The following is a 24,559-nucleotide window of genomic DNA, read 5'->3' on the forward strand; positions in this document are numbered from 1 at the left end:
ATGATATAATAGAATTAATGAAAATAGAGGAGACCAAATTAAAGGGTTGTTTTGTGATAGAGCCAGAAATCTTTCACGATGAAAGAGGTCATTTTTTTGAAAGCTTTAATCAAAAAGAATTTGAAAAAAAAATAGGGCAGAAAGTAGACTTTGTTCAGGATAACCAGTCATTTTCAAAAAAAGGAGTCCTAAGAGGAATTCATTTTCAAATGGGGAAGTATGCCCAAGCAAAACTGGTCAGGGTGTTAAGTGGAAAAGTATTGGATGTTGCCGTGGACCTAAGAAAAGATTCAAAAACATTCGGTGAATATATAGCCGTTGAACTTTCAGCAGAAAATAAAAAACAAATGTTTGTGCCAAGAGGGTTTGGGCATGGGTTTATTACATTAAGCGAAACCTCGGAATTTGCCTATAAATGTGATAATTTTTATCAGAAAGAATCAGAAAGAGGAATTATTTATAATGATAAATCCATAAAAATCGATTGGCAATTAGCGGAATCAGAAATAATAGTTTCTCAAAAAGATAACCAATTGCCTAGTTTTGATGTAGCTATTTTAGAATTGAATTAAAAAAGCTTTTGTATGCCGAAGAACTTATTTTATGAAAGAAGATAAAAAACAATTAGCATCAAAAAGCATAAAACCGACGACTGTTCTTGTTACCGGCGCAAACGGTCTACTAGGCCGTACCATTCAAAAATATAAAGACGATTATCCCAAAATAAACTTTTTGTTCTGTTCTTCAAAAGAATTGGATATCACCATAAAAGAATCCATCAAGAAAAATTTTAAAAAAAACAAACCGGATTATTGCATTAACTGCGCTGCTTATACCAATGTAGAAAAAGCCGAAAAAGAACCCGAAAAAGCTTTTTTGGTCAATGCAGAAGGAGCAAAAAATCTAGCCGAAGTTTGTAAAGAAAGCGGAACGGTCTTAATCCATATTTCCACCGATTATGTGTTTGACGGTGAAAAAAGAACACCATACACTGTAAAGGATATCCCAAACCCCATCAATGAATACGGAAAGTCGAAACTTCAAGGAGAAAAATATATTCAGCAAATACTGGAAAGGTATTTTATTATTCGAACTTCGTGGTTATATAGTAAGGAATTTGAGAAGAATTTTTATCTAACCATTTTAGAAAAGGCAAAAAGAGGTGAAGAATTACGGATTACCGATGCCCAAATCGGATGCCCAACAGACACAGAAAACCTCACAAAGTATATATTAGAGTTGATAAATATTCCTCTTCCTTTGGAGGGGAAAGGGGAGAATTACGGAATCCACCATTTTTGTGACAAAAAGCAAATGACTTGGTATGGTTTTGCGATATCAATACTTGAAAAAAACAAGATAGATAATATGATACTCATAAATGATAACAGTTATAAAACTATTGCAAAAAGGCCTATTTATAGTGTGTTGGAATAAAGTAGAGCTTTTATTATGTTATGAAGTTGCATAGGGATTATTTTATGTTGCCCCTTTTTATTAGACAGCGTTAGATTATAACCACGTAGCAACATAACAAAATCTCATAGTATTAATTCTAAAAAGGCTTGGTGAAATAGCGGATTATTGTATTTTTGCATGAATTTGACAACTGAGCCGAAAAAAAATTAATGAAAATAAAAAATTTAATCATTTTTGGAACCCGACCAGAAGCTATTAAAATGGCACCTTTGGTGAAGGAGTTTCAAAAAAATAGTGATAGTTTTGAGACTAGAGTCTGTATAACAGCTCAGCATAGGGAAATGTTGGATCAGGTACTTCAATTTTTTGAGATTCAACCGGATTACGACTTAGACTTAATGAAGCCCAACCAGAACTTATATTCACTAACTTCGGATATTATTACTAATCTAAAAGAAGTCTTAGAAGATTTTCAGCCGGATTATGTCTATGTCCATGGGGATACCACAACTACCATGGCCTCAAGTATTGCTTCGTTTTATTCAGGGGCAAAAGTTTGCCATGTGGAAGCAGGATTAAGGACCTTCAGTATGCAGTCTCCTTTTCCAGAGGAAATGAACCGATGTGTTACCGGCGTGGTCTCAAATTATCATTTCTCCCCGACAGAAACATCAAAAGAAAACTTGTTAAAAGAAAACAAAGTTGAAAAATCGATTTTAATAACTGGAAATACGGTGATAGACGCATTGCTTTTTAGTGTTGAAAAGATTAAATCAGTTGAATTTTTAGATGATGAAGTTAAGAAGCTTGAAGGAGCAATCGACCTTGAGAAGAAGTTAGTCTTAGTTACGGGCCACCGAAGAGAAAATCACGGTCATGGGTTTTTAAACATATGCAAGGCTTTAAGGACAATAGCGGAAGAGAATCCCGATATTCAAATTGTTTATCCGGTACATCTAAACCCGAATGTTCAAAAACCGGTATATGAATTACTCTCTGGGATTCCTAATGTAAAATTAATTAATCCCCTTTCGTATCCCGCTTTTGTGTGGTTAATGGAGAAATCTTATTTAATAATAACAGACAGTGGGGGGGTGCAGGAAGAAGCACCAAGTCTGGGCAAACCTGTGTTGGTGATGCGGGACACTACGGAACGCCCTGAGGCCGTGGAGGCAGGTACGGTGTTGTTGGTGGGTACGGATAGCGATAAAATAATTAAGGAAGCAACTTCGTTATTAAAGAATGAAGAGCTATATAACAAAATGAGTAATCTACATAATCCTTATGGAGACGGTAGAGCATGCAAAAGGATTGTAGATTATATAAAAGAAATTTCAAATGGATAAGCCAGAAGTTGTAATGGTAGGCCTTGGGTATATTGGATTGCCAACAGCGGCGTTAATTGCCCAAAATAAAACTTGTGTTCATGGAGTTGATATAAATCCGCAAGTAGTGGATACAATCAATGCCGGAAAAATACATATTATAGAACCGGAATTAGACAACGCAGTTGCGCAAGCTGTTAAAGGGGGGTTTTTAAAAGCATCAACACAACCAGTAGGAGCAAATACATATTTAATTGTTGTTCCAACGCCATTTAAAGGTAAAAACGAACCCGATATATCTTTTGTGGAAGCGGCTACCAAAGCTGTTATACCTTTGTTGAAGGAAGGTGATTTGTATATTATAGAGTCAACCTCCCCAATCGGGACTACAGAAAAAATGATGCAATTGATTTATTCTGAGCGTTCCGAACTAGAAGGGAAATTATATATTGCATATTGTCCCGAAAGAGTGTTGCCAGGAAATGTGATGTACGAATTAGTTCACAACGATCGAGTGATTGGAGGAGTTGATGAAAAATCCACTCAAAAAGCGATAGCTTTTTATCGCCAATTTATAAAAGGAGATTTACACAAAACCAATGCCCGCACTGCAGAAATGTGTAAATTAGTAGAAAATTCGTCAAGAGATGTGCAAATAGCATTTGCTAATGAATTGTCGTTAATTTGTGACAAAGCAGATATTAATGTTTGGGAGTTAATCAATTTGGCAAATAAACACCCAAGAGTGAACATTTTGCAGCCAGGATGTGGAGTAGGGGGCCACTGCATAGCTGTAGACCCATATTTTATAGTAGCAGATTATCCTATGGAATCACAGATTATAGGTAAGGCTCGGGAAATTAATAATTATAAATCCTTTTGGTGTGCCGAAAAAGTGCAAACAGCCAAATTAGAGTTTGAATTAAAACATGGCAGAAAGCCAAATATTGCTTTAATGGGCTTGGCGTTTAAACCTAATATTGATGATTTAAGGGAATCACCGGCTAAATACATTGCGCAAAAAGTATTGCAAAATGCTAATAACGAAGAATATTTTATTGTGGAACCTAATATTTCTGAACATAAGGTTTTTAAATTGACCGACTATAAAGAAGCAGTGAAAAAAGCTGATATAATCGTGTTTTTAGTAGCTCATGATGAATTTAAAAATTTGAATTTATCTGAAGATCAAGTAGTGTTGGATTTTTGTGGGATAAAAAGATAGTTTAATACAAATGTTAGAAGAATTTTTGATGAAATTGATTAAAAGTGTTCACGGAAATTTAACTATTATAATATACTAGTGATATAAAAAGGGTTTACGGCAGGATAAGTAATTATTATAATTAATTTTGGAGATTTCGCAGGATGATATTTTCTACTAAAATGATGATAGATGTAAAGTTTAATTTTTTGGAATATTTTTATGACTGATGATTAATAAATTAAGAGAAAAAATATTAAGCCATGGATCCATAATTATAATGGCATTAGGTTCTTTACTTCTTTTTGTTTCAAATATTTTACTAAAAAAAAAATTATCTCCGGAAGAATATGGAGAGTATTCATTGTTTATAACATATCTATCTCTAATTAATTCATTTGGTCTATTAGGATGTGAACAAGTTTTTTTGCGTATTAGTAAATTTTTAAAGAATGATTTTATTGAAACGAGCAAGAGGTTATTTCTTTCCATAATATTGATTGGTTTGATATTTAGTTTCATTTTAAGTTTTATATTGGAAAATTATTTTTTAAAGAACTATTTCACTTTAATTTATATATGTACGGTTTCAATTAGTTTAGGAATGTTTCAATTTAATATTCTGAGACTTAATGCAGAATTTTTAAATGCTCAAATATTAGGAAATAGCTGGAGAATAATTTTGGGTGTTTTAGTATTTACTTTATTAATCAATAGTTTCAGTATTGATTTTACGGTTTTAATTTATGTTTTAACATTTGTTATATTTCTTTCTGTTTTGATAAGTGGGATTTATATATTAAAAAGAATACGGTTTGTTTTTAAAATAGACCATTCATCTTCCACATTGCTGAAATATTCTTTTCATTTTTTTATAGCTTTATCGACGCTTTCACTTATTGGTAATATAGATAAGTTTTATATAGAGTTTGAGTTTGGGAAAAAGCAGTTAGGGGATTACTTTTACTTAGCAAATCTTTTTATTTTTCCGTTTTCATTACTCCAAAGTTATGTTGGTTTCAAGGAATTAGTTCATTTTAAAAATAATTTCAATAAAGAGGTATTGAATAAAAAAATAGAGAAAATAAATGTCTTTGGAATTGCTTTAGGATTTTTATTAGTGTTTCTTAATTATATATTGTTTCGATTGAATTTTTTAGATGTGGATTTGTCGTCATACTGGTTATTAGTATTCTTTTTTATTTTGACAGGTGTTTTGAAATTAAACTATGCTATACAGTCATCTGTTTTTGGTGCCATTGGTGAAATTAGTACAATTAAATTGGCTAATTTTCAATCATTGATACTTATTTTTCTGTTAGGGTTGGTGTTTATACTAGTTTTACCTAAAAAAATTGAATATGTCGGTCTTGCAGTTTTTTTTCTATGGTTGTCTAGAGTTTGTATATGGAAATTTAATATTAACAAACAATTAAAAAAGAATGAATTTGAAGTATGAGATCCAATTATGGGCAAATGCGTTTGTAAAATTGATTCCTGGGTATATCGGTTGTCGAATAAGAAATTTGCTTTTACCATATAGAAGAGGAGTCAATGTAAAAGTTTGGGAGAATGTTCAAATAGACTCGCCTAGTAGGTTAATATTAGGAGATCAAGTTTCGATTAACAGAAATTGTGTGATTCATGCGGGAGGGGGGATTGTAATAGGGGATAATACCTTGATCGGCCCCAATGTAATTATCTATAGTCAAAACCATAGGTATAAAAATAGTTCAGAGTTAGTGAGAAATCAAGGTTATGACTTAAAGAAGGTTGTGATAGGTAGTAATGTTTGGGTTTCGGCCTCGGTAATTATATTACCTGGAATAGAGATTGGGAACAATGTAGTTATTGGAGCAGGGACAATTGTAACTAAAAATGTTCCGGATGATACTATAGCGATTGGAAGCCCGCTCAGGATTATACAAAAAACTAACTTTTAAACGCGTAACTTGATTCACCATATTTTTTTTATATTATTATCCTCCGTATTCTTAGGCTTAGGAACAATGAGCTCCTCGTCATTAATAGTATTGAAAAAAAATGGCATTAGGGGATTTATTGCACTAATCGTTTTACTTCCCATAACAAATTTCACTCAAATTTACCATACCAAGTTTCAGCTTTCGATATATTATTTCTTTTTTATCGGTACAACTTTGAATTCGATTTATAAGATAATACTAAGAAACAAGGTTAATAAAAATTCAATTATAGGACTTTGCTTATTAGTGTTGTTTTTATGCTTTTACCTTTTTCATTATTTAATATTCATTGATGAACAGAGAAGTGTAATCAATATCTTAAAAGATATTAAACCTATATTGCTTTTAACAATTGGATTTTTGTATATACCATATACAAGAAAAGATATTTTTAGGTTTTTAGATCAAAAGTTCATTAATAGAATTATTAAAATAAACTTTATTGTTTGTTCTGTAATTTATTTCTTGATGTACAAATTTAGAATTGATCAATATATTTCAAATGATTCTTATTTTAAAATAAATGAAACTAGATATTTGACCTTAGGATCATATTTCTGTGTATTTTATTTATTGAACCATATTTTTAACGGTAAGCCCCCATCCCTAAAGTATTTGTTTTACTCTGCAATGCCTGTAATTTTATACACGGGTAATCGCACCTTAGTATTATCAATTTTAATTACTGTTTTAATATATTATCTTTCTAAATTAACAGCTAAGAAAATATTAGGCATAGTTTTATCAGGTGTTGGAATATTAGTTAGTTTCACGTTTTTAGTCAATAATGTAAATGAAAATTCAGGTTTATATAGATTTAAAAGTTTAATAAGTTACGATTATTTGGAAAAGGCATTAAGTAATAGGTTTTCTCCTTTCTTTTATGAATTCAAAAATAGTTCTATATTGGATATAATCTTTGGTAAGGGGATAGGAAAAACTTTTTTTATACCATGGTTTGTATATAGGGATAATATTGATGATTATAACATTTACATAGACAGCCTATATTTTACTTTATTTCTTAAGTATGGTTTGTTCTCAATTTTTATTTATTTAATTATTTATAATTATATACGTCTTGGCAACAATAAAAATGTATCTATTTTTTATATGTTATTTTTTTTAATATTGAGTTTTACTAATGCTATAGTTTATCAATTTCCATTTTTATGGATACTTATTTTGTTAGCTTTTCCTTTTTCTGAACTAGATAAATCATAATTTACTTGCAAACATATAAATAAAGTGAAAAGCACTATACCGTTATGTCTTTCTAAATAAGATTCAGTTAAAAATAAAAAAGAAATTAAAGTCACAAACAAAAATCCAGTAATATTTTTACTTTTCCAAAAGAAGACGGAATAGTAAAATATTAGAAATATCAAAGTTAATTCGCCAATAATCCCCGCACCAACGTATATTTGTATGTATTGATTATGCGCATTATATCTTTCTTTTGCAAAATGGAGCAAACCATTTCTCTCATATGATTTTATAATTGCATTATTGGCATTTTGAATGCCATTGCCAAATAAAATACTTTTGTTTGCCTCAATGGCTGCGTCAAATTGTCTAAGTTTATTCAATCCATCTCTGTGCGTAGTTCCGTTACTAAATGTAAAACCAATTATTTGTTGAAATCGGTATCGGGTGGCTCTGACATTGTAAAGTGCGGTAGACAATATTATTGCTGACGTGATGGTGACGACGATACCTAGAATTGCTTTTTTTCGAAGTATGAAATAATAAAAAATATAAAATAGAATTAGAATTACCAAGGCAACGATGTTCATTCTTGAAGATAGATGTATAATGAAAAATGAAAGATAAAGAATAGCAGTTAAATATATGCCTACATATAATTTCTTTTTGGCAACTAAAAGAAAATTGAAAAGTAGTATTATCGCTAATAATACAAAAAATGAGTAATATGTGCTATCAAGCCCAATTGTATCAGCTAGTTTTATATAGGAATAGTCTTTACGAAATAACAAATTTAAACTTTCATTTTTAGTGATCAATAGGCTTATCATTGTAAGATGAGAATAAATGGCATTTAATATTATCCATAAAACATAATATAATTCTATTCTTAGCAATTCTTTTCTGGATATTTTAATAAAAATGAAAATAATTGGAATAATAAGAAATAGTAATGCCCTTAATAAATATTTCTTTGTTTCACTAAAATCGTAACTATCAAATAAAAGTAGATTTAAAACTGTTAAAATAAAAAATAAGATAATTGGATAATAATAAGTGGGAGCGTTTTTTTTTTTGTCTTTAATATATTGCGCAGTAGAAAAGATAAATAATACAATTAGGGCAATACTATTTATATTTTCCTTGATAGTTAAAGATATAAAAGTTAGAGATAATAGAATTACTTTGATATTTTGCTTAAATTCTTTTTTTAAGAATGATAAATTAAAACTTAAGTGCATATGTTTTATTTTTACAACTGGGTTAAGCTTAGCTTATGAATATAATTTTATATTTGCTTTTCAAGAGTTATTTTAATAACTCTTGCAAAAATACAATTCTTTTTACATGTTTCTATGTGTGATTTTTTATATACTCTGATGTGAAAATAATTGTGAATATGTTTTTTTGACACGAATTATTAAATAAATATCATTATTTAAATTGAAAATACTACATATATTATATCAATCATTACCTCAAGTATCAGGCTCTAGTATTAGATCACGAGATATTTTAATGTCTCAAAAAGAGGTGGGGCTTGATGTATTTGCAATAACAGCACCGTTTCAAGAGGCTCGAAGTAGAAGTGAAATCATAAACGGGGTAAAGTATTACAGAGCGCGGATAAATAAAAAAGATAGTATTTCTGATAAAACGAAACCATTTCTAAAAAGATTAATTAGAGTTTTTTATATATTATCATTTTATAAGAAAATCGAAAAGTTGATTACTGAAGAAAAACCAGATGTTTTACATGCGCATGCTGTTTTTATTTGTGGCTTACCAACCTTGATACTTTCAAGAAAGTATAAGATACCAATGGTTTACGAAGTTAGATCCTTATGGATGTTAAAAAAAGATAATAGTGTTAAAAGCCAATTTTTTATATTTGTAGAAAAGCAATTATTCAATCTGGAAAAGTTTATTATGAATAAAGCAGACAAAGTAGTTGTAATTAATGAAAATTTGAAAAAAGTTTTAATAGAATTAGGAGTAGCTTCATCAAAAATTTTAGTAGTTAATAACGCAGTAAATACAACATTTATTGAGAACTTGAAACGTGATTTTGAAGTCTCAAAATCTAAAAAAAGGCTTAATTTTGGCTATATAGGTACTTTGACACCTCACGAGGGAATAGATTTGTTGATTCAAGCTTTTTCCATATTCAATAAAGAACATCCTAATTCGAGTTTGCATATTTATGGAAGCGGTTTGGAAGAAAATAGGATTAAACAATTGTGTAAAAGTCATGATTTTATTTTTTTTAATGGAAGAATTGACCCAAATAGTGTAAATGTAGCTTTTGAAGGGATTGATATAATTGTTAATCCTAGATACAAAAATAGGCTTACAGATTCTGTTACACCGTTAAAACCCTTAGAGGCAATGGCTTATGAAAAGCTATTTATAGGGAGTGATGTTGGGGGAATTAAAGAATTGGTAAACCATAATGTAAATGGATTTTTATTTAAATCTGGGGATGTTTATTCGCTTGTTGATTTAATGAAGTGTGTGTCATGTCTAAGTGATGAACGGTTAAAGAGCATTAAAATGAGTGCTTTAGATTATGTTATTAAAGAGAAAAGTTGGTTAAAGAATGCTGAGCGTTACAAAAAAATATATGAAAAATTAAATTTTAATTAACAATTAATCTGAATCATTAACATGGAAAGAAAAGAGAAAATAAAAGAAATAGTTATAAATAGTTTGAAAAAACTAGGTAAAGAAGAAATGATCGATGGTTTCATTAATGCAAATAAAGATACTAAAATTCAAGAATCAGTAGACAGTATGGCAATTGTAGTTTTATCTGTTGACATAGAAGAAGGATATAAAGATGTTTTTGATAAAGAAATTAAGGTTTTGAATGATCAAGACCCTAATTTCTTAACAAATTTCAGGGATGTCTCAACTCTTGTTGAATATATTAATAAACTGTAATGGGTAGCCAAATTAATTTTATAGATTACTATTTACCAAAAAAAATAGTCTCAAATGAGGAGTTGCAAACTCAATTTCCTGATAGAGATATTTCTAAAATGGCAAATAAGATTGGTGTGTACAAAAGGCATGTTGTAGATAAAGAAGAAACAGCCTTAGATTTAGCTGAAAAGTCATGTAATAATCTTTTCAAGACATATGATAAAGACAAGATTGATTTTGTCATTTTATGTACACAAAGTCCAGATTATTATTTGCCAACATCTGCTTGTTTATTACAGCAAAGGTTAGGTCTTTCTAAAAATGTAGGAGCTTTTGACGTAAATCAAGGCTGCTCAGGCTTTATTTATGGTTTAACAATTGCTAAAGGTCTTATATCTGCTAGTATAGCTAAGAATGTGCTTTTGGTTATGTCTGAGACATACTCTAAACATATTAATTCAAGTGATTTAGGAAATAGAATGATTTTTGGAGATGCATCTTCGGCAATAGTAGTAGAGCATGGAGAAAGTGAAAAAATTGGAAATTTTGTTATAGGTACTGATGGAGAGGGAGCTGACAATCTAATAGTTCGTAATGGGGGTATGAAATGCCGTTTTGATATCAATGCTGAGACAATAGTTAGCAGGAATATGGACGAGCAGACTAATAATGATCTCTATATGAATGGCTCAGAGATTTTCTATTTTGTTGGAAAACAAATACCACAAGTTGTTGAAAATACATTACTTAAAAATAATTTAGCAAAAAAAGATATTGATTATTATATTTTTCATCAAGCAAATGAATATATGATTGATTTTTTAGCAAAAAAATTAAAACTAAATAAAAATCAATTTTATAACAATATTGAAGATATCGGAAATACCGTTTCGTCAACAATACCAATAGCTTTATTGAGGAGCATTAGCGAAGGTTTAGTGAAGCAAGGAGATAAAGTAATGCTATGTGGATTTGGTGTTGGTTATTCTTGGGGAGCAGTTATTATTGAAATTTAAGAAATAAATGAAAGAAAGGATAGTTGTATTATTAATTAAAATTTTACCAAAAGAGACTAAAAATAAAATAAAAAAAATAATCTTAAAGCTCAAAAGTAAAAATCCTAAATTGTTCACTTTTCTTAACGGAACTTTTAATGATGATGATATAATAAAAGAGTTTGAAAGAAAAAACCTAATTAAAGAGTTCGATATTTTAATGGTTCATAGCTCTATTAATAATCTGGTTCCAATGTATCAAGGAAATGTTGGCACTTTGCTAAGTGCATTGATAGATTATTCCAAAAAGAAAAATATAACTTTAGTAATGCCTGCTTTTGTGTTGGGTAAAAAAAACAAAGGAGTGAAAGAATTTTATTCTAAAAAGAAGGAATTTGATGTAGAAAAGACTCCAACAACAGTAGGCTTGTTAAATGAAATGTTTAGAAGGAAGAAGAATGTTTATAGAAGTCTCCACCCTACTCATAGTGTTGCTGCATATGGGCCTAAAGCACAAGAGTTAACGGAAAAGCACCATTTGTCGTCTACAACCTTTGGAGAAGACACACCGTTTGGTATCATGAATTCCTATAAAACTGTTATTTTTGGTGTGGGGGTTTACTATTATCGAAATTTAACGCACGTGCATGTAATTGAAGATTTATTAAAAGAAAAATTTCCTTACCCAATAGAAAGAACATATATAAATATACCAGTTGATATGTTTTATAAAGAGAAAAGATATACATACAATTTAAAATGCTATACAGATAACTTATCCAATCGTCGGGATTTAACGGTTATAGCAAAGAATATTGCAAAGCCTGATTTATTGCAGTGGTCTTATAAAGGTGTTCCAATGTTTATTGCAAATGCTGGTGAAGTGACAAATACATTGTTGAAACTTTCTAGAGAGGGTAAAAGTATTTATAAAGCGTGAGAATATGAACATATATGTCACCTTAGATTACGAACTTTTTTTTGGAGCAAGGAGTGGTTCTGTAGATAAATGTATTATAGAACCCACAGAAGCACTTTTGAAAATTGTTGATCCATACAATATTAAATTTGTTTGTTTTGTAGATGCAGGGTATTTGGTTCAGCTGGAAAGACAGAAAGATCAATTTCTTGAGTTGCAGAATGATTATAATAAAGTAACACAGCAGATACGTTATCTTGCAGATAATGGACATGGAATAGAACTGCATGTTCATCCCCATTGGGAAGACTCTTATTATGACGGGAGACAATGGGTTTTTAATACTTCAAGATATAAGCTATCTTGTTTTAATCAAGAAGAAATATTGGATATAGTCACTAGGTATAATAATGTTTTAAAGCGGGTGTTAGGCAAAGCACCTGTGGCATATCGGGCAGGGGGCTGGAGTGCCCAGCCATTTACTCCGATTAAAAAAGCCCTTGAAAAAAATAATGTGTTTATTGATAGTACCGTTTACCCAAATGGATATTACAATTCAGCTAATCAGGTATTCAATTTTAGGGGAGTTCTTCAATATAAAACTGAATATAATTTTTCGGAAGATATAACTAAAGAGGATATCCATGGTAGTTTTAAAGAGATTCCTATCAGTTCATTTAAGTTGAGTCCGTTTTTCTTTTGGAAGTTTTTGATAATAAAGATTTTAAAGCAAAAACAGCATCAATCTTATGGAGATGGCTTTGCATTAGGAATGGATAAAAAAGAAGCACTAAGGCTTCTTACCTTGCCTTCTTATAGTGTAGTTTCAATTGACGGCTATAAAGCCAAATTATTGGATAAATCTTTTGACAAGTATATACGGAAGACTTCAAATTCAGGTAATTTTGTAATAATAGGTCATCCTAAGGCTTTTACTCCTTATTCATTAAAAAAAATCACTTCTTTTATAGAGAAAAGAAGTAGTGAGCATAAGTTTGTAATATACCAAGGATAATTAATTTATAAGGTTTATATGGAAGTGATTTCGAAGGATATCAATAATAAAAGGATATACGCATTTAAATCCAAGGATGTTTTTTTACACTTCATTAAGGATAAAAAAAGCATTCTAATAGCTTTGAATGCTGAAAAATTAAATAAAGCAGATCAGGAGTTAGATAAAATAATCAATAATAATATTGGCTATCCAGATGGTATTGGAGCTGTATTAGCTTTAAAACGAAAAGGCGTTGAGTCTATAAAAATTGCTGGAGCAGAATTTTGGTTGGATATTATTAAAAAATATCAAACAAAAAAATCGTTCTACTTGATTGGAGGTTCAAAAGAAGTAATTGAAAAGACGATAGTTAAATTATACGAGGATTACCCAAGTATTAATATCAATGGTTATCGGGATGGCTATTTAAAAGATGGATATGAGGCAGCTTTATTGGAAGACATTGTTAAAACAAAGCCTGATGTGATTTTTGTTGCAATGGGAAGTCCTAAGCAGGAATTCTTAATGGAGAAATATTTAAAAGTATATCCAGCGTTGTATATGGGATTGGGAGGAAGTTTTGATGTATATACAGGAAAAATAAAAAGAGCACCTAAAATATATCAAAACTTAGGGTTAGAATGGTTTTATAGGTTGCTCAAAGAACCTACTAGGTGGCGAAGACAATTAACTTATATAAACTTTTCAATACGCTTAATGCTTAATAAAATTTAAATGCGAATAATTATTTTAACACAGGATGAACCTTTTTTTCTGGCTAAGAATATTGATTATCTAATTAAAAACTTGCCAGAGGGAACGGAAATTGTATCAACTATTTTGTTTGATGTTTCACCTTTTGGTAAAAAGGAGTCTTTTTATAGGAAAATGAAAAAAACATGGACTATTTTTGGTTCTTATTTTTTTCTATATTACACAATAAAATATATTAAAAGTACATTTAATAAACAAAAAAGAGTTTCATATGTACTAAGTAAACATGGAATCAAAGAAATTAGATTGAAGCAAGGAGTTAACCATCATAGATCATTAGAAATCATTAGATCCTATAGGCCTGATTTGTTAATTTCAATAGCAGGAAATCAAATCTTCAAAAAGAAACTAATAAATTTAGCTCCTTTAGGTTGTTTAAACCTACATACTGCATTATTGCCAAAATATAGGGGATTAATGCCAAGCTTTTGGGTGTTGAAAAATAATGAACCTAAAACTGGAGTAAGCATTTTCTTTGTGGATGAAGGAATAGACAGTGGGCCTATTTTGATTCAAAAAGAACTAAAAATAGATGATCATATGACGCAAGAGGAACTTATTAAGCTATCAAAAAAATTGGGGATGAATGCTATATTAGAATCTATAAGCTTGATTAAAAAAGGAAAATATCAATTAATTGAGAATCCTGATAGCCAAAAAACATATTACACATTCCCTACTAGAGAAGATGTTAAAGAGTTTAAATCCAAAGGGAAACGATTTTATTAATGAATATATTAACATTTGATATTGAAGAATGGTTCCACATTCTAGACAATAAATCTACTAAAACAGAAGTAGATTGGGGACAATATGAATCTAGAATTCATAAAAATATGGATAGGATTTTTAAAATCTTAGAAGATAATGATGTAGATGCTACTTTCTTTTGCTTGGGATGGGTTGCAAAAAAATATCCAGAGGTAATAAAAAAAATAGACGAATTAGGTTATGAAATAGGAACACATTCTAATCTACATCAGTTGGCATACGAAATGACTCAAAAAGAGTACGAAGAAGATTTAAAACAGTCAATTTATGAATTAGAAGATATCATTGGTAAAAAAATAATATCATATAGAGCTCCTGGATTTTCTATTAAAAAGGATAATCTATGGGCCTTTGAAAGTCTTCACAAGTTTGGGATTAAGAACGATTGTTCTATTTTTCCTACAAATAGAGCACATGGGGGGATTTCAAATTTTGCAATTTCAGAACCATGTATATTAGTACATAATGGAGTTTCACTGAAGGAGTTTCCTATTAATACCACTAATATATTAGGAAAAAAAACTATTTTTTCGGGTGGAGGTTATTTTAGACTTTTCCCCTATAGTCTTATAAAGTCAAAATCTAAGCAATCCCAATACATTATGACTTATTTTCACCCAAGGGATTTTGATAAGAACCAGCCTTTAATTGATGATTTGAGTATTTTTAGAAAATTTAAATCTTATTATGGATTAAACAATTGTGAGAAGAAATTAAGAAATTGGCTCAATGATTTTAATTTTATTGATTTAAAGCAAGCTGATGGATTAATTGATTGGTCCAAAGCAAACATAATAGAAATAAGTTAATTTTCTGGTTAATCAAATATGAGTATTATATTCTGAGTTGGAAAAATTATATTTGTTAGTTGTGGTTAGTTCTTAATAGCCTTTAGAAGTTTATTTATGTATTTTCTAGAAACAGCAATTTTACTATTTATAGGAGGTTTTCTTCTTACTTACTTTACCATCCCAAAAATAATTGGGGTAGTAGAGCATAAACGCTTAATGGACAATCCCAATAGTAGGAGCTCACATAAAAAAGTGACCCCGACATTAGGGGGTGTTGCGTTTTTCTACTGCTTAATTTTTGCTATCTTTTTTTTAAAAGAAAGAGATTTGCATAATGAAGCCATCTATTTAATACCAGGATTAACTATATTATTTATTGTAGGCTTAAAAGATGACTTAGTTGTTCTATCCCCTCTTACTAAATTGGGGGCTCAAATATTAGCGGTTTCGTTTGTACTAGCAAGTGATAGCTTTATAATAACCTCTCTACATGGTTTTTTAAATATAAATGAAATACCTTATTTTTTATATTTATTAATTGGTGGATTTTTTATGATAACCATTATAAATGCCTACAACTTAATTGATGGTATCGATGGATTGGCTGCCATGGTGGGAATAGTCATTTTAATACTTTATACCACTATATTTTATATGTCACATGAGTATTTTTATGCTTTATTATGTATTGCTTTAAATGCTTGTTTAATAGCTTTTTTGGGTTATAACCTTTCATCTACCCGAAAGATTTTTATGGGGGATACCGGGTCTTTAATTGTTGGTTTTATGCTGGCCATGTTTACACTTAAATTTCTGGCATTAAAACCTACATCATATAAGGATTTGCCTTTTTTATTAGAAAATGCACCCTTGGTAGCAATAGGTATTCTTATTGTTCCTTTATTTGATACTGCTAGGGTTTTCACTTTAAGAATAGTAAGTAAGAAAGGGCCATTTTCACCCGATAGAAATCACACCCACCATATTTTAGTAGATTATTTGAATCTTTCCCATCAGCAAGCTAGTTTTATCATTGCCAGTTTCAATTTTATTTTTGTAGTACTACTGATAGTCTTAGGGAGTACATCGAACAATCTATGGATGATATTAGCATTAGTTACCACCGTAGTATTTTTGGCATATCTTTTTTATCGCTTAGATTATAGTTTTGCTAACCTAAAAAGAAAAATATTTTTTAAACGTAAGGTTGAAAGTTTCAGAGAAAGGTTAAAGAAAAGGAATAAGAATAAGTGATATTTATTAATCCTCTCATAATATAAGCTTACTAATTATAATTTCATATTGACCAACACCATCCAACATATAAAAACGTTGTTTTATCAAGATGAAAACAGTAATCTGGTACAACGTGTGTTTTGGAACAGTCTGTATATCGCTTTTTTTTTATTGCCTATCGATATTAATTATCCTACGCCATTTTTTGCGGTAGCCATTGTAAGCGGGGGCATTAATATTTTTAAGGGTGATAAACAATACCTATCGGAGAATAAAATATTGTTGCTTTTCCCGCTTTATTTTTTGATGCTTCTTTTAAGTATGTTTTATACTGAAAATGTAAGCGATGGCTGGTATCTTATCCAACGTTCCTTAACATTGCTGTTGTTTCCGATTATTTTTCTTTTTGTAAAGGAGGATGGGCTCTCGGTCCGTAAACTTTTCGATTTTTTATTATACGGGCTTATTGTATCCTTCTTGATCAACCTTTTAATGGTATTGTATGACGTTTTCTTATTTCTGGGGAATATTCCTCCCAATAGTTCCTTTTTTGACTATGTAAAACAAGGATGGGACTTTTTTATGCACGTACAGTTCTCCAGCCTTGTGAATCCCGGATATATCTCTTTGTACATTTTATTGGTACTGAGTTATTACCTGAAAAAAGAACTAAATACCATTTTTAGGCTTTTAACGGTGATCGTATTATTTGTCTATCTCTTTTTATTGGCCACCGAATCGGCGTATTTTACCTTGTTTATCATGGCTTTGCTATTACTCCTTAAGGTGAAGGATAAAGTGAGGCGTAATTTGTTGATACTGGTGCTTGTATTGGGGACGTTGGTGTTTCTCAGTAACCCGCGCATCATTGATTTAAATTCCAATTTGAATGCTCGCGGATTAAAAGAAGTATCGGTGAACAATCCTACCATTTCCGAGTCCTTGCGGCTGCTCTCCTGGAAGGCCTCCATAAAAGCGATCAACGAGGCACCCTTATTGGGTTATGGGGTAGGGGACGCCCATGAGGTATTGGTACAAAAATATAAACAACTGGGATACAATGAGAATTATGAGCACCGGTATAATGCCCATAATCAGTTTTTGGAAACATGGTTGCAAATGGGGGTTGTAGGGGTATTTGCTTTGATGCTTATTTTTACTTTTTTAGCCTATAGCATGCGAAGGAGCTATAATGAATTTTCGGTCTTTCTGGCCCTTTTCATTGCTTTATTGTTCGAATCCATGTTGGTGCGTTTTAACGGAATCGTTTTTTTCTCCATCATCGTTCCATTGTTGCTCAAAAAACGGAGCATCTTGAGCAGTCGAATCATCCGGAATGAATAAAACTCGGTTAAGTGCTTTTTTATTTCATTTAGCCTTCCATTTTTGGCAGGGTGAAAAAGAAACTGGTGCCTTCGTTTATTTTTGAAACAATCCAGAGCTCCCCGTGGTTCTTTTTAATCATTTCCTTGCACAGGTTAAGCCCCAATCCGGTTCCTTTTTCATTATGCGTCCCATAGGTAGAGCTAAAATGGGTTTTGTCTGAAAGTATATTGTCTATTACTTCCTGTGCAATTCCAATACCGCTGTCCTTGATTTCTATTTGCCAGTGGTTTTTAAGCTCAGTTCCTATTATTTCAATAAATCCGGACTCGGCCGTGAATTTAATGGCATTGTTGACCAGGTTTCTAAATATTAGTTGTACTTGGTCCCTGTCAACATAGGCAAAAGCCTTGTCGGGAACCTTATTGTATATGTCGATGTTCTTTTTATGGGCAAGCTCTTTTAGCAAAAGCATGGTCTCGGCCACTTCGTGTTTAATATCAACTTTCGAAGGCCTTGAAATGGCCCCTTTCATTTGTGCCTGTCCCCAGACCAATAAATTGTTCAGCGTAAAGGAGATGCTTTTTACCTGCTCGCTGAGCTTCGGTGCAAATTGCATAAAGTCGTTCGGACTGATCTGGTTGTCCTTTAAAAGGTCTATCAGGGAATTAAGGGAAGCAATCGGGGCCCGCAGGTCGTGTGCTATGATCGAAAAGAATTTGTTTTTGGTTTCATTGAGCTCTTGGAGCTCCTGCTCCCTCTTTTTTAAATCGTAATTTTTATTGGCCAATAGCCCGTTGAGCTTGCGCTCCAGTTTCCTGCTGCGCTGTGTAAAAAATAAAACCGTAAGCAATATAAGAACCCCGCCAGTGGACAGGTAAATGAATAGTTTTTGCTTGTTGAGCTCTTTTTCGTTTTTTAAAATAAGCTCGTTCTCCTTTTCAATAAAATCCATCTGCGCTTCATGGGCGGCAATACTTTTGGTATTTTCATGGTTAAAAATACTGTCGTTGTATTTTTTAAACTGCTCGTGGTATTGAAGGGCCTTTTCAAAATCTTTTGTTTTTTTGTAAATGACCGAAAGCGTTTGAGAGCATTCCTTGATGTCTTCAAAAGAATTTAACTCCTTGGCAATAACAAGCGCTTCTTCGGCATATAATTTGGCAAGGTCGTATTCCTGCATGCCGCTATAGGTCTTGGCAATACCGTTTAAAAGGGATATTTTTTCCCGTTTGTCCTCTACTTTTTCATAAAGGGAAAGCGATTGCATAAAAATATCCAGGGCCGGTTCGTACTTGTTCATCTCCACATATAGCTGCCCCTTTACCTTTAGGGCATAGGCCAACCAGTCGTCGTAGCCCAGCTCTTTAAATATGGGAATACTTTTATCGATGTTCTTTAAACCTTTTTCAAATTCCCTGGTCTTTAATTGAAAACTGGCAATATTGCTCAGGGTCTGCCCTTCCGATAGGGTATTCTTTGTTTCAATGTTTATTTTTTGGGCTTTGTATAGAAACTCCAATGCCTTTTTGTATTCCCGTTGCATTCCATAGGTAATCCCGAGGTTTTCGTATAGCAAGCTTAGGTACAACTTGGCATCTTTGCTTTTATGCCCGTTGTGCTCGCCCAGACTTATGCCCTTTAAGCTAAACTCTACCGAATTTTTTATGTCGCCGGAATATTCATAGAAAGTAGCTATGTTGCAATAGCACATTAATGTTTGTTCCAGGTTATTGGAGTTCAGGGCTTTGGCCAGGCTTTTTTGTGCGATGGAAATAGCTTCCGTGTAATTCCCCAATTCGCTTTCATAAAATGCAAGGTTGATAAGGGCCTCGACTTCTCCTCTTGTGTAGTGTATGCTTTTGGATAATTTTAAACTTTCTTCAGAATAAAATTTAATGGTATCGTTGCTTATATAAAAGTTGGCAACCACATACCTGTTTAAAAGATTGATATATGCGGTATCCCTTTTTTCTTCTATGGAGCGGTGTTTTTGCTGGGCAATTCTTTTCGCAAGACTGTCTTTTTTTTGCTCCTGGCCATAGCTGTTGGGGCAAAATAATAGGCATATTGGTATTAAGAGTAGCTTAAATTTCATTCAGGGAAACAAATCTGTTTCAAATTTAATATAAAAAAAAATATTTTTTAGTATTTATCTGATAAATAGGGGACTAAATACCAATGTAATCGATTGATAAAAAAAACGGCCCTGCTTTTCGAGGTGGAGCAAGGCCGTTTTTTAAAGGAAATCGGTGCAGATACAATTTATTGATCCATATTTTTTAGCTTTTTAAGCTTGGCTTTCCATAAATTAAGGTCGTCTTTGTGCTTTTCTATGTTCTTTTTAACCTCCATAACAATGGGATTGTTGTCATCGGCATTGAAAAACTGTAAGTTGTTTTCAAGCTGGCGGATTTCAGATTTTGCCTCGTCGATGCGCCTTCTAATAAAAACACGCTCGTTCTGGATAAGCGAATCGTTGTCCGAGTTGGCCAGCTGATCCAGTTTGTTCCCGTACTTTATAAGCTCGGCTTTCTGTTTGTCAAGATCGAGCTTTTTAAAGAGGGCATCCAGGATTTTGTTAAACTTTCCTTCAATGCTCTTTTTGTTATGTGGAATCCGGCCAATGGCTTTCCAGTCCGAAATAAAACTCTTTATTTGCTCCAAGTCCTTTTCCTTGTCACCGGAAAGTTGATATTCTTTCAGGTCGTCCAAGAATGCTTTCTTTTGCTCAAAGGCTTCCATTTCTTCTTTAAAATGTTCGTTCTTTCTGGCATGGAGCCGGTCAAAATAATGGTTACAGGCCGATTTAAATTCGTTCCAGACCTTGTCCGAATATTTCCTTGGCACATGGCCTATTTTTTTCCAGTCTGCCTGGATCTTTTTCATAATAGGGGTGGTTTCCTCCCAATCTTCACTGTCTTTTAAAGATTCTGCAAGTTTTACCAGTTCTATTTTCTTGTCGAGGTTGTGCTGCTGGTCTTTTTTCAGACTTTTATAAAAAGCGTTTTTATTCCTGTTAAATTTCCGTACCGCTTCCTTAAATGCAGACCATGTCTGCTCGTTTACCTTGTATGGTACGCGTCCGGCATTAAAAAAGTCTTCCCTTAAGGCCTCGACTTCCTTAATCTGTTTCTGCCATCCGCTATGGTTGCCCGCCGGATGCTGGGTAACGTCCATTATCTTTTTGATAATGTCCTGTTTTACCAGTAAATTATCTTCATGAATGGCGTCCTGGTTCTTAAAATACTCCTGACGCTTTTGGTGTATGACCTTTGTGGCGGCACTAAAGCGGTTCCAAATATCCTCACGGTGTTCCCTGTCCACGGGGCCCAGGTCTTCTTTCCAGATTTTATGGAGCAGCTGCAACTCGCGGAACGCCTTGTTTACATCGCCCATTTCGGTAAGGGACTCGGCCTGTGCAATTATTTTTTCCTTTTCTTCAAGGTTGTGCTTAAAGTCAAGGTCGCGCAAATCGCGGTTCAGGTCCAGAAAATCGTAGAAAATCTCTACGTGGTGATGGTACGTGCGCCAAACATCGTTGTAATTTACGCGTGGAATAGGGCCTGCATTGCGCCATCTGTCCTGAAGTTCCTTAAAATGCTTATAGGTATCGTTAATATTTTCTTCAACGTTAATAAGGCCTTTCAGTTCTTCTATAATCGCCAGGCGGTTTTCCAAGTTGGCGTGCAGGCGGTGCTCCAGATTTTTATAATACTGGTTGCGCTTCTCTTTATATTCGCCATACACCTCGTTAAATTGCTTTTTAACGGGAGTGCTGTAGCTAAAATCTATTTCATTGCCGCCCTCGTTTATAAAATCTTCCTTTTTTTGCTCTAAAAGTTCCTGGTACTTTAAATCAAATTCAGATTTTATCTGGTCCACATGGGCCTTAATGGCTTGAATCTTTTCCTTTTTAACCAGTTTTTCAAGTTCAGATACCAATTTGTCCATGTTCATGGCATGGTAGTCCAGTAAAGGGATTTCATGACGATCCTTATGCCCTTCATCTTCGGCATCCTCCGCATTGGATTCATCGATCTCGTTGTGCACGTCCTCCTCTTCGCCAGAATCTTGTGCAGCATCCTTTTTAACTGCTTCCGGAGCTTTTTCGGCAGTACTTTCTTCTTGATCCTCTATTTGCGCGGCCTCTTTGTTACTTTCGTTCTCGTTTCCATCTGCATCGGGATGCAGGTTATCGTTTTTTTCTTCTAACATTTTATAAATGTTTAAGGTTCGTCAATACTTTCAAGTTGAAAGATACTAACAAGTAACAAATTAGCCAAGTGTTTTAAAGCGCAACTATAAAATATTTAGATTTTAATCGTATCCAGGGGGCGTTATCCCCCATAAATGAGGCTTTGTTAACATGTATGTCCCATAAATATAGAAAATGGCCATGCTGCACAGGGGTTGTTTCGTGCACTCCCGGTTATTTTATAAATGTTCCTGTTGATGTCTCCCTTTTCTGAAATATTTTTTATAAAAAGCGTAAAAATGATGTATTGCAAATAGCCAAAACCTGGCAAGGTTGCCCATGTGCATGATAAAAACCCATATGGTAGGAAAGGTTTTGCAGGATATTAAAAATGAAGCTACTACACCAATGGTGAAGCATGGAATATTGCTGAAAAAGATGAAAGAAAGCTGAATATAAAATCATAAATTCCTGCAAGGTCTTTTTTTCGACCTTGTAGGTCTACTTTCAACCGTAAAAATGAAACATCGGCTCCAAAGTATGGAATAAAGCCAAAAAAGATGCGCTATAGCTGATGCAAGATGGGGCATTGTAGAAAAAGACCATAAAATTGACAAAGCCCGTGGAACAATAACCATTTTTTCGGTACCAAATATGCGGACCTTTAAACATGAAGGAATGCGGGCGCCTTATTACCAAAAACGGAGGGAGTTTTTATAAAATTAGTATCGAAAAGCCTAATTTTCATTCCAAATTTTCCATGCTTTTTCGGCTTGCAGCTTTAACATCTCATGTCCGTTTACGGCAGTGGCTCCTTGTGCTTGTGCATGCTTCATAAAGCTGGTTTGCGGGGGATTGTAGATAAGGTCGAACACCAAGTGCTTATCGGTTAAAAATTGATACGGAATTGCGGGCTTTTGCTCTACATTGGGGAAGGTCCCCAGCGGGGTGCAATTAATAATAACGGTATGCTTGGAAATCGTGGCCGCATTTAGGTCGCCGTAGCCAATTTTCCCACTAGAAGCGGTCCTGGATACATATTTGTATGGAATTTGCAGACTTTTTAGGGCATGGGCAACCGCTTTGGAGGCGCCCCCCGTACCCAGTATCAAAGCGTTGGTATGCCATGGTTTTAAGTGGGGCCTTAAAGATTCTTTGAAACCATGTACGTCTGTATTATAGCCTTTTAGGCCATTTGGCACAACCTTGACCACATTTACGGCGCCAATTTCTTTGGCTTCGGGATCTATAGCTGTTAAATAGGGAAAAATGGCTTCTTTGTACGGAATGGTAATATTAAAGCCCACCAGACCTTTGGTACTGTTTATTATTTCTTGAAAATCCTCTATTTTTTGTACATCAAAGTTAACATACGAATAACCTGTAAGCCCCAGCTCCTTAAATTTCTCGGTAAAGTACCCTTGAGAGAAGGAATAAGAAATATTTCTCCCTAATAATCCAAAACGCTTATCCATTTTCTGTATTTTTTTCCCCGTACCAGTCCAGTGCCAGTACAATTAAAATTCCAATAATAATAAAACCAACGGCAATCCATGTTTCGCCATTATGTATGTGCGGAAGGTAGCGTTGGTAGTTTGCTATGATTTTTTCGCCGGCAGAATCTGTCATGATATCACCGTGTGCGTCCAATCTGTAAATGGTTTTCTTCCATGGCCACACCACGCCCAGCGAACCCGTGATAAAACCTAAAATAATGGCCGTTGTAATGTATTTATAGTGTTTTAGCACATAACTTAATAAATGAGAAAGGGTTACCAGCCCGGTAACGGAGCCCAAAGTAAAAACCATGAGGATTTTAAGCATTTCAATGCGCTCGGAATTATTTACAAAGCTAACATCTCCTTGAAAAACTTCGGCAAAAGTGTCGTACAGGGCATTTACCGAGTCTACCAAAAGCAATACGTAGTTGCCGAGCAAAATTAAGATGAAGGAACCGGAAAGCCCGGGCAGCGTCATTCCCGAAACGCTTATAATTCCGCAGAAAAAAACAAAGAGCAGGTTGTCGTTTTGTTTGGCGGGGTTGAAAAAGCTCAGGGAAACGCCAATGGCAATGCCGATAATGGAAAAGAAAACGGTTTTTCTGCTCCAATGATGAAAATCCTTGGAAATGTAATAAATAGAACCGACGATCATCCCGAAAAATGCGGCCCATACATACAGTTCTTTCTGTGCAATAAAATAATCCAGTATTTTGGAGACGCTAAAATAACTGACCAGCATGCCCAGAAGGAGCAAGCTTAAAAAGCGCCCATTGATGTATTGAAAAAAGCTTTTAAACCGCCCGTTCAGGATAAGTTTTAAGGCCTTTAAGTTGATTTTTTGCAGGGAATAGATAAATTCTTCGTAAAAACCGGCCACAAAAGCAACCACACCGCCCGAAACCCCCGGGACTTTATTGGCCGCACCCATGGCCAGCCCCTTGATAAAGAGGAAAAATTTATCCATAAGTGTGCGCGTGGGTTGTTGCATC

General features: G+C 33.2%; 22 protein-coding genes. 17 read left to right on the forward strand and 5 right to left on the reverse strand.

Going from position 1 to position 24,559, the window contains the following annotated elements:
* Window positions 1-17: 17 nt before the first annotated feature.
* From rfbC to PSF86_RS02750, 7 genes are all read left to right on the forward strand, one after another.
* A complete protein-coding gene (rfbC, locus tag PSF86_RS02720; RefSeq protein ID WP_277898526.1) occupies window positions 18-572 on the forward strand; it encodes a dTDP-4-dehydrorhamnose 3,5-epimerase in 555 nt (184 codons plus the stop codon).
* Window positions 573-603: 31 nt separating this feature from the next.
* A complete protein-coding gene (rfbD, locus tag PSF86_RS02725; protein WP_277898527.1) occupies window positions 604-1,437 on the forward strand; it encodes a dTDP-4-dehydrorhamnose reductase in 834 nt (277 codons plus the stop codon).
* A gap of 191 nt (window positions 1,438-1,628) precedes the next feature.
* Window positions 1,629-2,765, forward strand: a complete 1,137-nt coding sequence (gene wecB, locus PSF86_RS02730) for a non-hydrolyzing UDP-N-acetylglucosamine 2-epimerase (RefSeq protein WP_277898528.1) — start codon at window positions 1,629-1,631, stop codon at window positions 2,763-2,765.
* The gene (gene wecC / locus PSF86_RS02735) at window positions 2,758-3,969 is read left to right on the forward strand and encodes a UDP-N-acetyl-D-mannosamine dehydrogenase (RefSeq protein WP_277898529.1); all 1,212 of its coding nucleotides are present in this window, start codon (window positions 2,758-2,760) and stop codon (window positions 3,967-3,969) included. Before wecB ends, wecC begins: the two co-directional genes overlap by 8 nt.
* 208 nt (window positions 3,970-4,177) lie before the next feature.
* Window positions 4,178-5,407 carry an MATE family efflux transporter gene (locus PSF86_RS02740; protein ID WP_277898530.1) on the forward strand — a complete coding sequence of 410 codons (1,230 nt, stop codon included), beginning with the start codon at window positions 4,178-4,180 and terminating at the stop codon, window positions 5,405-5,407.
* On the forward strand, window positions 5,397-5,891 hold the full coding sequence (locus tag PSF86_RS02745) for an acyltransferase (protein WP_277898531.1): 495 nt from the start codon (window positions 5,397-5,399) through the stop codon (window positions 5,889-5,891). The genes PSF86_RS02740 and PSF86_RS02745 overlap by 11 nt, the downstream gene beginning before the upstream one ends.
* A gap of 9 nt (window positions 5,892-5,900) precedes the next feature.
* Window positions 5,901-7,157, forward strand: coding sequence for a DUF6369 family protein (locus PSF86_RS02750; protein ID WP_277898532.1), 1,257 nt, complete (start codon window positions 5,901-5,903; stop codon window positions 7,155-7,157).
* On the opposite strand, the gene PSF86_RS02755 is transcribed toward PSF86_RS02750, so the two are convergent.
* Window positions 7,091-8,380: an O-antigen ligase family protein gene (locus PSF86_RS02755; RefSeq protein WP_277898533.1), complete on the reverse strand. Its 1,290-nt coding sequence runs from the start codon at window positions 8,378-8,380 to the stop codon at window positions 7,091-7,093. The two genes, PSF86_RS02750 and PSF86_RS02755, sit on opposite strands and share 67 nt — an antisense overlap.
* A gap of 202 nt (window positions 8,381-8,582) precedes the next feature.
* On the opposite strand from PSF86_RS02755, the gene PSF86_RS02760 reads away from it, so the two are divergent.
* The 10 genes from PSF86_RS02760 to PSF86_RS02805 all read left to right on the forward strand — a co-directional run bounded on the left by PSF86_RS02760 (window position 8,583) and on the right by PSF86_RS02805 (window position 17,891).
* Complete coding sequence (locus PSF86_RS02760; RefSeq protein ID WP_277898534.1) at window positions 8,583-9,785, forward strand: glycosyltransferase family 4 protein; 1,203 nt, start codon at window positions 8,583-8,585, stop codon at window positions 9,783-9,785.
* A 21-nt stretch (window positions 9,786-9,806) separates the two neighbouring features.
* Window positions 9,807-10,082 carry a hypothetical protein gene (locus PSF86_RS02765; protein WP_277898535.1) on the forward strand — a complete coding sequence of 92 codons (276 nt, stop codon included), beginning with the start codon at window positions 9,807-9,809 and terminating at the stop codon, window positions 10,080-10,082.
* Complete coding sequence (locus PSF86_RS02770) at window positions 10,082-11,080, forward strand: 3-oxoacyl-ACP synthase III family protein (protein WP_277898536.1); 999 nt, start codon at window positions 10,082-10,084, stop codon at window positions 11,078-11,080. Before PSF86_RS02765 ends, PSF86_RS02770 begins: the two co-directional genes overlap by 1 nt.
* A gap of 7 nt (window positions 11,081-11,087) precedes the next feature.
* Window positions 11,088-11,999, forward strand: coding sequence for an AAC(3) family N-acetyltransferase (locus PSF86_RS02775; RefSeq protein WP_277898537.1), 912 nt, complete (start codon window positions 11,088-11,090; stop codon window positions 11,997-11,999).
* A gap of 4 nt (window positions 12,000-12,003) precedes the next feature.
* The gene (locus tag PSF86_RS02780; RefSeq protein ID WP_277898538.1) at window positions 12,004-12,993 is read left to right on the forward strand and encodes a polysaccharide deacetylase family protein; all 990 of its coding nucleotides are present in this window, start codon (window positions 12,004-12,006) and stop codon (window positions 12,991-12,993) included.
* Between the two features lie 18 nt (window positions 12,994-13,011).
* Entirely contained in the window at window positions 13,012-13,710 is a 699-nt protein-coding gene (locus tag PSF86_RS02785; RefSeq protein WP_277898539.1) for a WecB/TagA/CpsF family glycosyltransferase, read from the forward strand.
* Window positions 13,711-14,478, forward strand: a complete 768-nt coding sequence (locus tag PSF86_RS02790; protein WP_277898540.1) for a methionyl-tRNA formyltransferase — start codon at window positions 13,711-13,713, stop codon at window positions 14,476-14,478.
* Window positions 14,478-15,329: a polysaccharide deacetylase family protein gene (locus PSF86_RS02795; RefSeq protein WP_277898541.1), complete on the forward strand. Its 852-nt coding sequence runs from the start codon at window positions 14,478-14,480 to the stop codon at window positions 15,327-15,329. The genes PSF86_RS02790 and PSF86_RS02795 overlap by 1 nt, the downstream gene beginning before the upstream one ends.
* A gap of 96 nt (window positions 15,330-15,425) precedes the next feature.
* The gene (locus tag PSF86_RS02800; RefSeq protein ID WP_277898542.1) at window positions 15,426-16,565 is read left to right on the forward strand and encodes an MraY family glycosyltransferase; all 1,140 of its coding nucleotides are present in this window, start codon (window positions 15,426-15,428) and stop codon (window positions 16,563-16,565) included.
* 48 nt (window positions 16,566-16,613) lie between these two features.
* Window positions 16,614-17,891 (forward strand): O-antigen ligase family protein, encoded by a 1,278-nt coding sequence (locus tag PSF86_RS02805; protein WP_277898543.1) that lies wholly within the window; start codon window positions 16,614-16,616, stop codon window positions 17,889-17,891.
* Window positions 17,892-17,919: 28 nt separating this feature from the next.
* Here the strand turns inward: PSF86_RS02805 and PSF86_RS02810 are convergent, their stop codons facing one another.
* The 4 genes from PSF86_RS02810 to PSF86_RS02825 form a co-directional block, all read right to left on the reverse strand.
* Complete coding sequence (locus PSF86_RS02810; protein WP_277898544.1) at window positions 17,920-19,968, reverse strand: tetratricopeptide repeat-containing sensor histidine kinase; 2,049 nt, start codon at window positions 19,966-19,968, stop codon at window positions 17,920-17,922.
* Between the two features lie 167 nt (window positions 19,969-20,135).
* Window positions 20,136-22,088 (reverse strand): DUF349 domain-containing protein, encoded by a 1,953-nt coding sequence (locus tag PSF86_RS02815; RefSeq protein WP_277898545.1) that lies wholly within the window; start codon window positions 22,086-22,088, stop codon window positions 20,136-20,138.
* A gap of 717 nt (window positions 22,089-22,805) precedes the next feature.
* Window positions 22,806-23,543, reverse strand: a complete 738-nt coding sequence (locus PSF86_RS02820) for a shikimate dehydrogenase family protein (RefSeq protein ID WP_277898546.1) — start codon at window positions 23,541-23,543, stop codon at window positions 22,806-22,808.
* Window positions 23,536-24,558: a DUF368 domain-containing protein gene (locus PSF86_RS02825; protein WP_277898547.1), complete on the reverse strand. Its 1,023-nt coding sequence runs from the start codon at window positions 24,556-24,558 to the stop codon at window positions 23,536-23,538. The genes PSF86_RS02820 and PSF86_RS02825 overlap by 8 nt, the downstream gene beginning before the upstream one ends.
* Window position 24,559 lies beyond the last annotated feature (1 nt).

The organism is Galbibacter pacificus (assembly GCF_029603165.1).
GTDB classification, from domain to species: Bacteria; Bacteroidota; Bacteroidia; order Flavobacteriales; family Flavobacteriaceae; genus Galbibacter; species Galbibacter pacificus.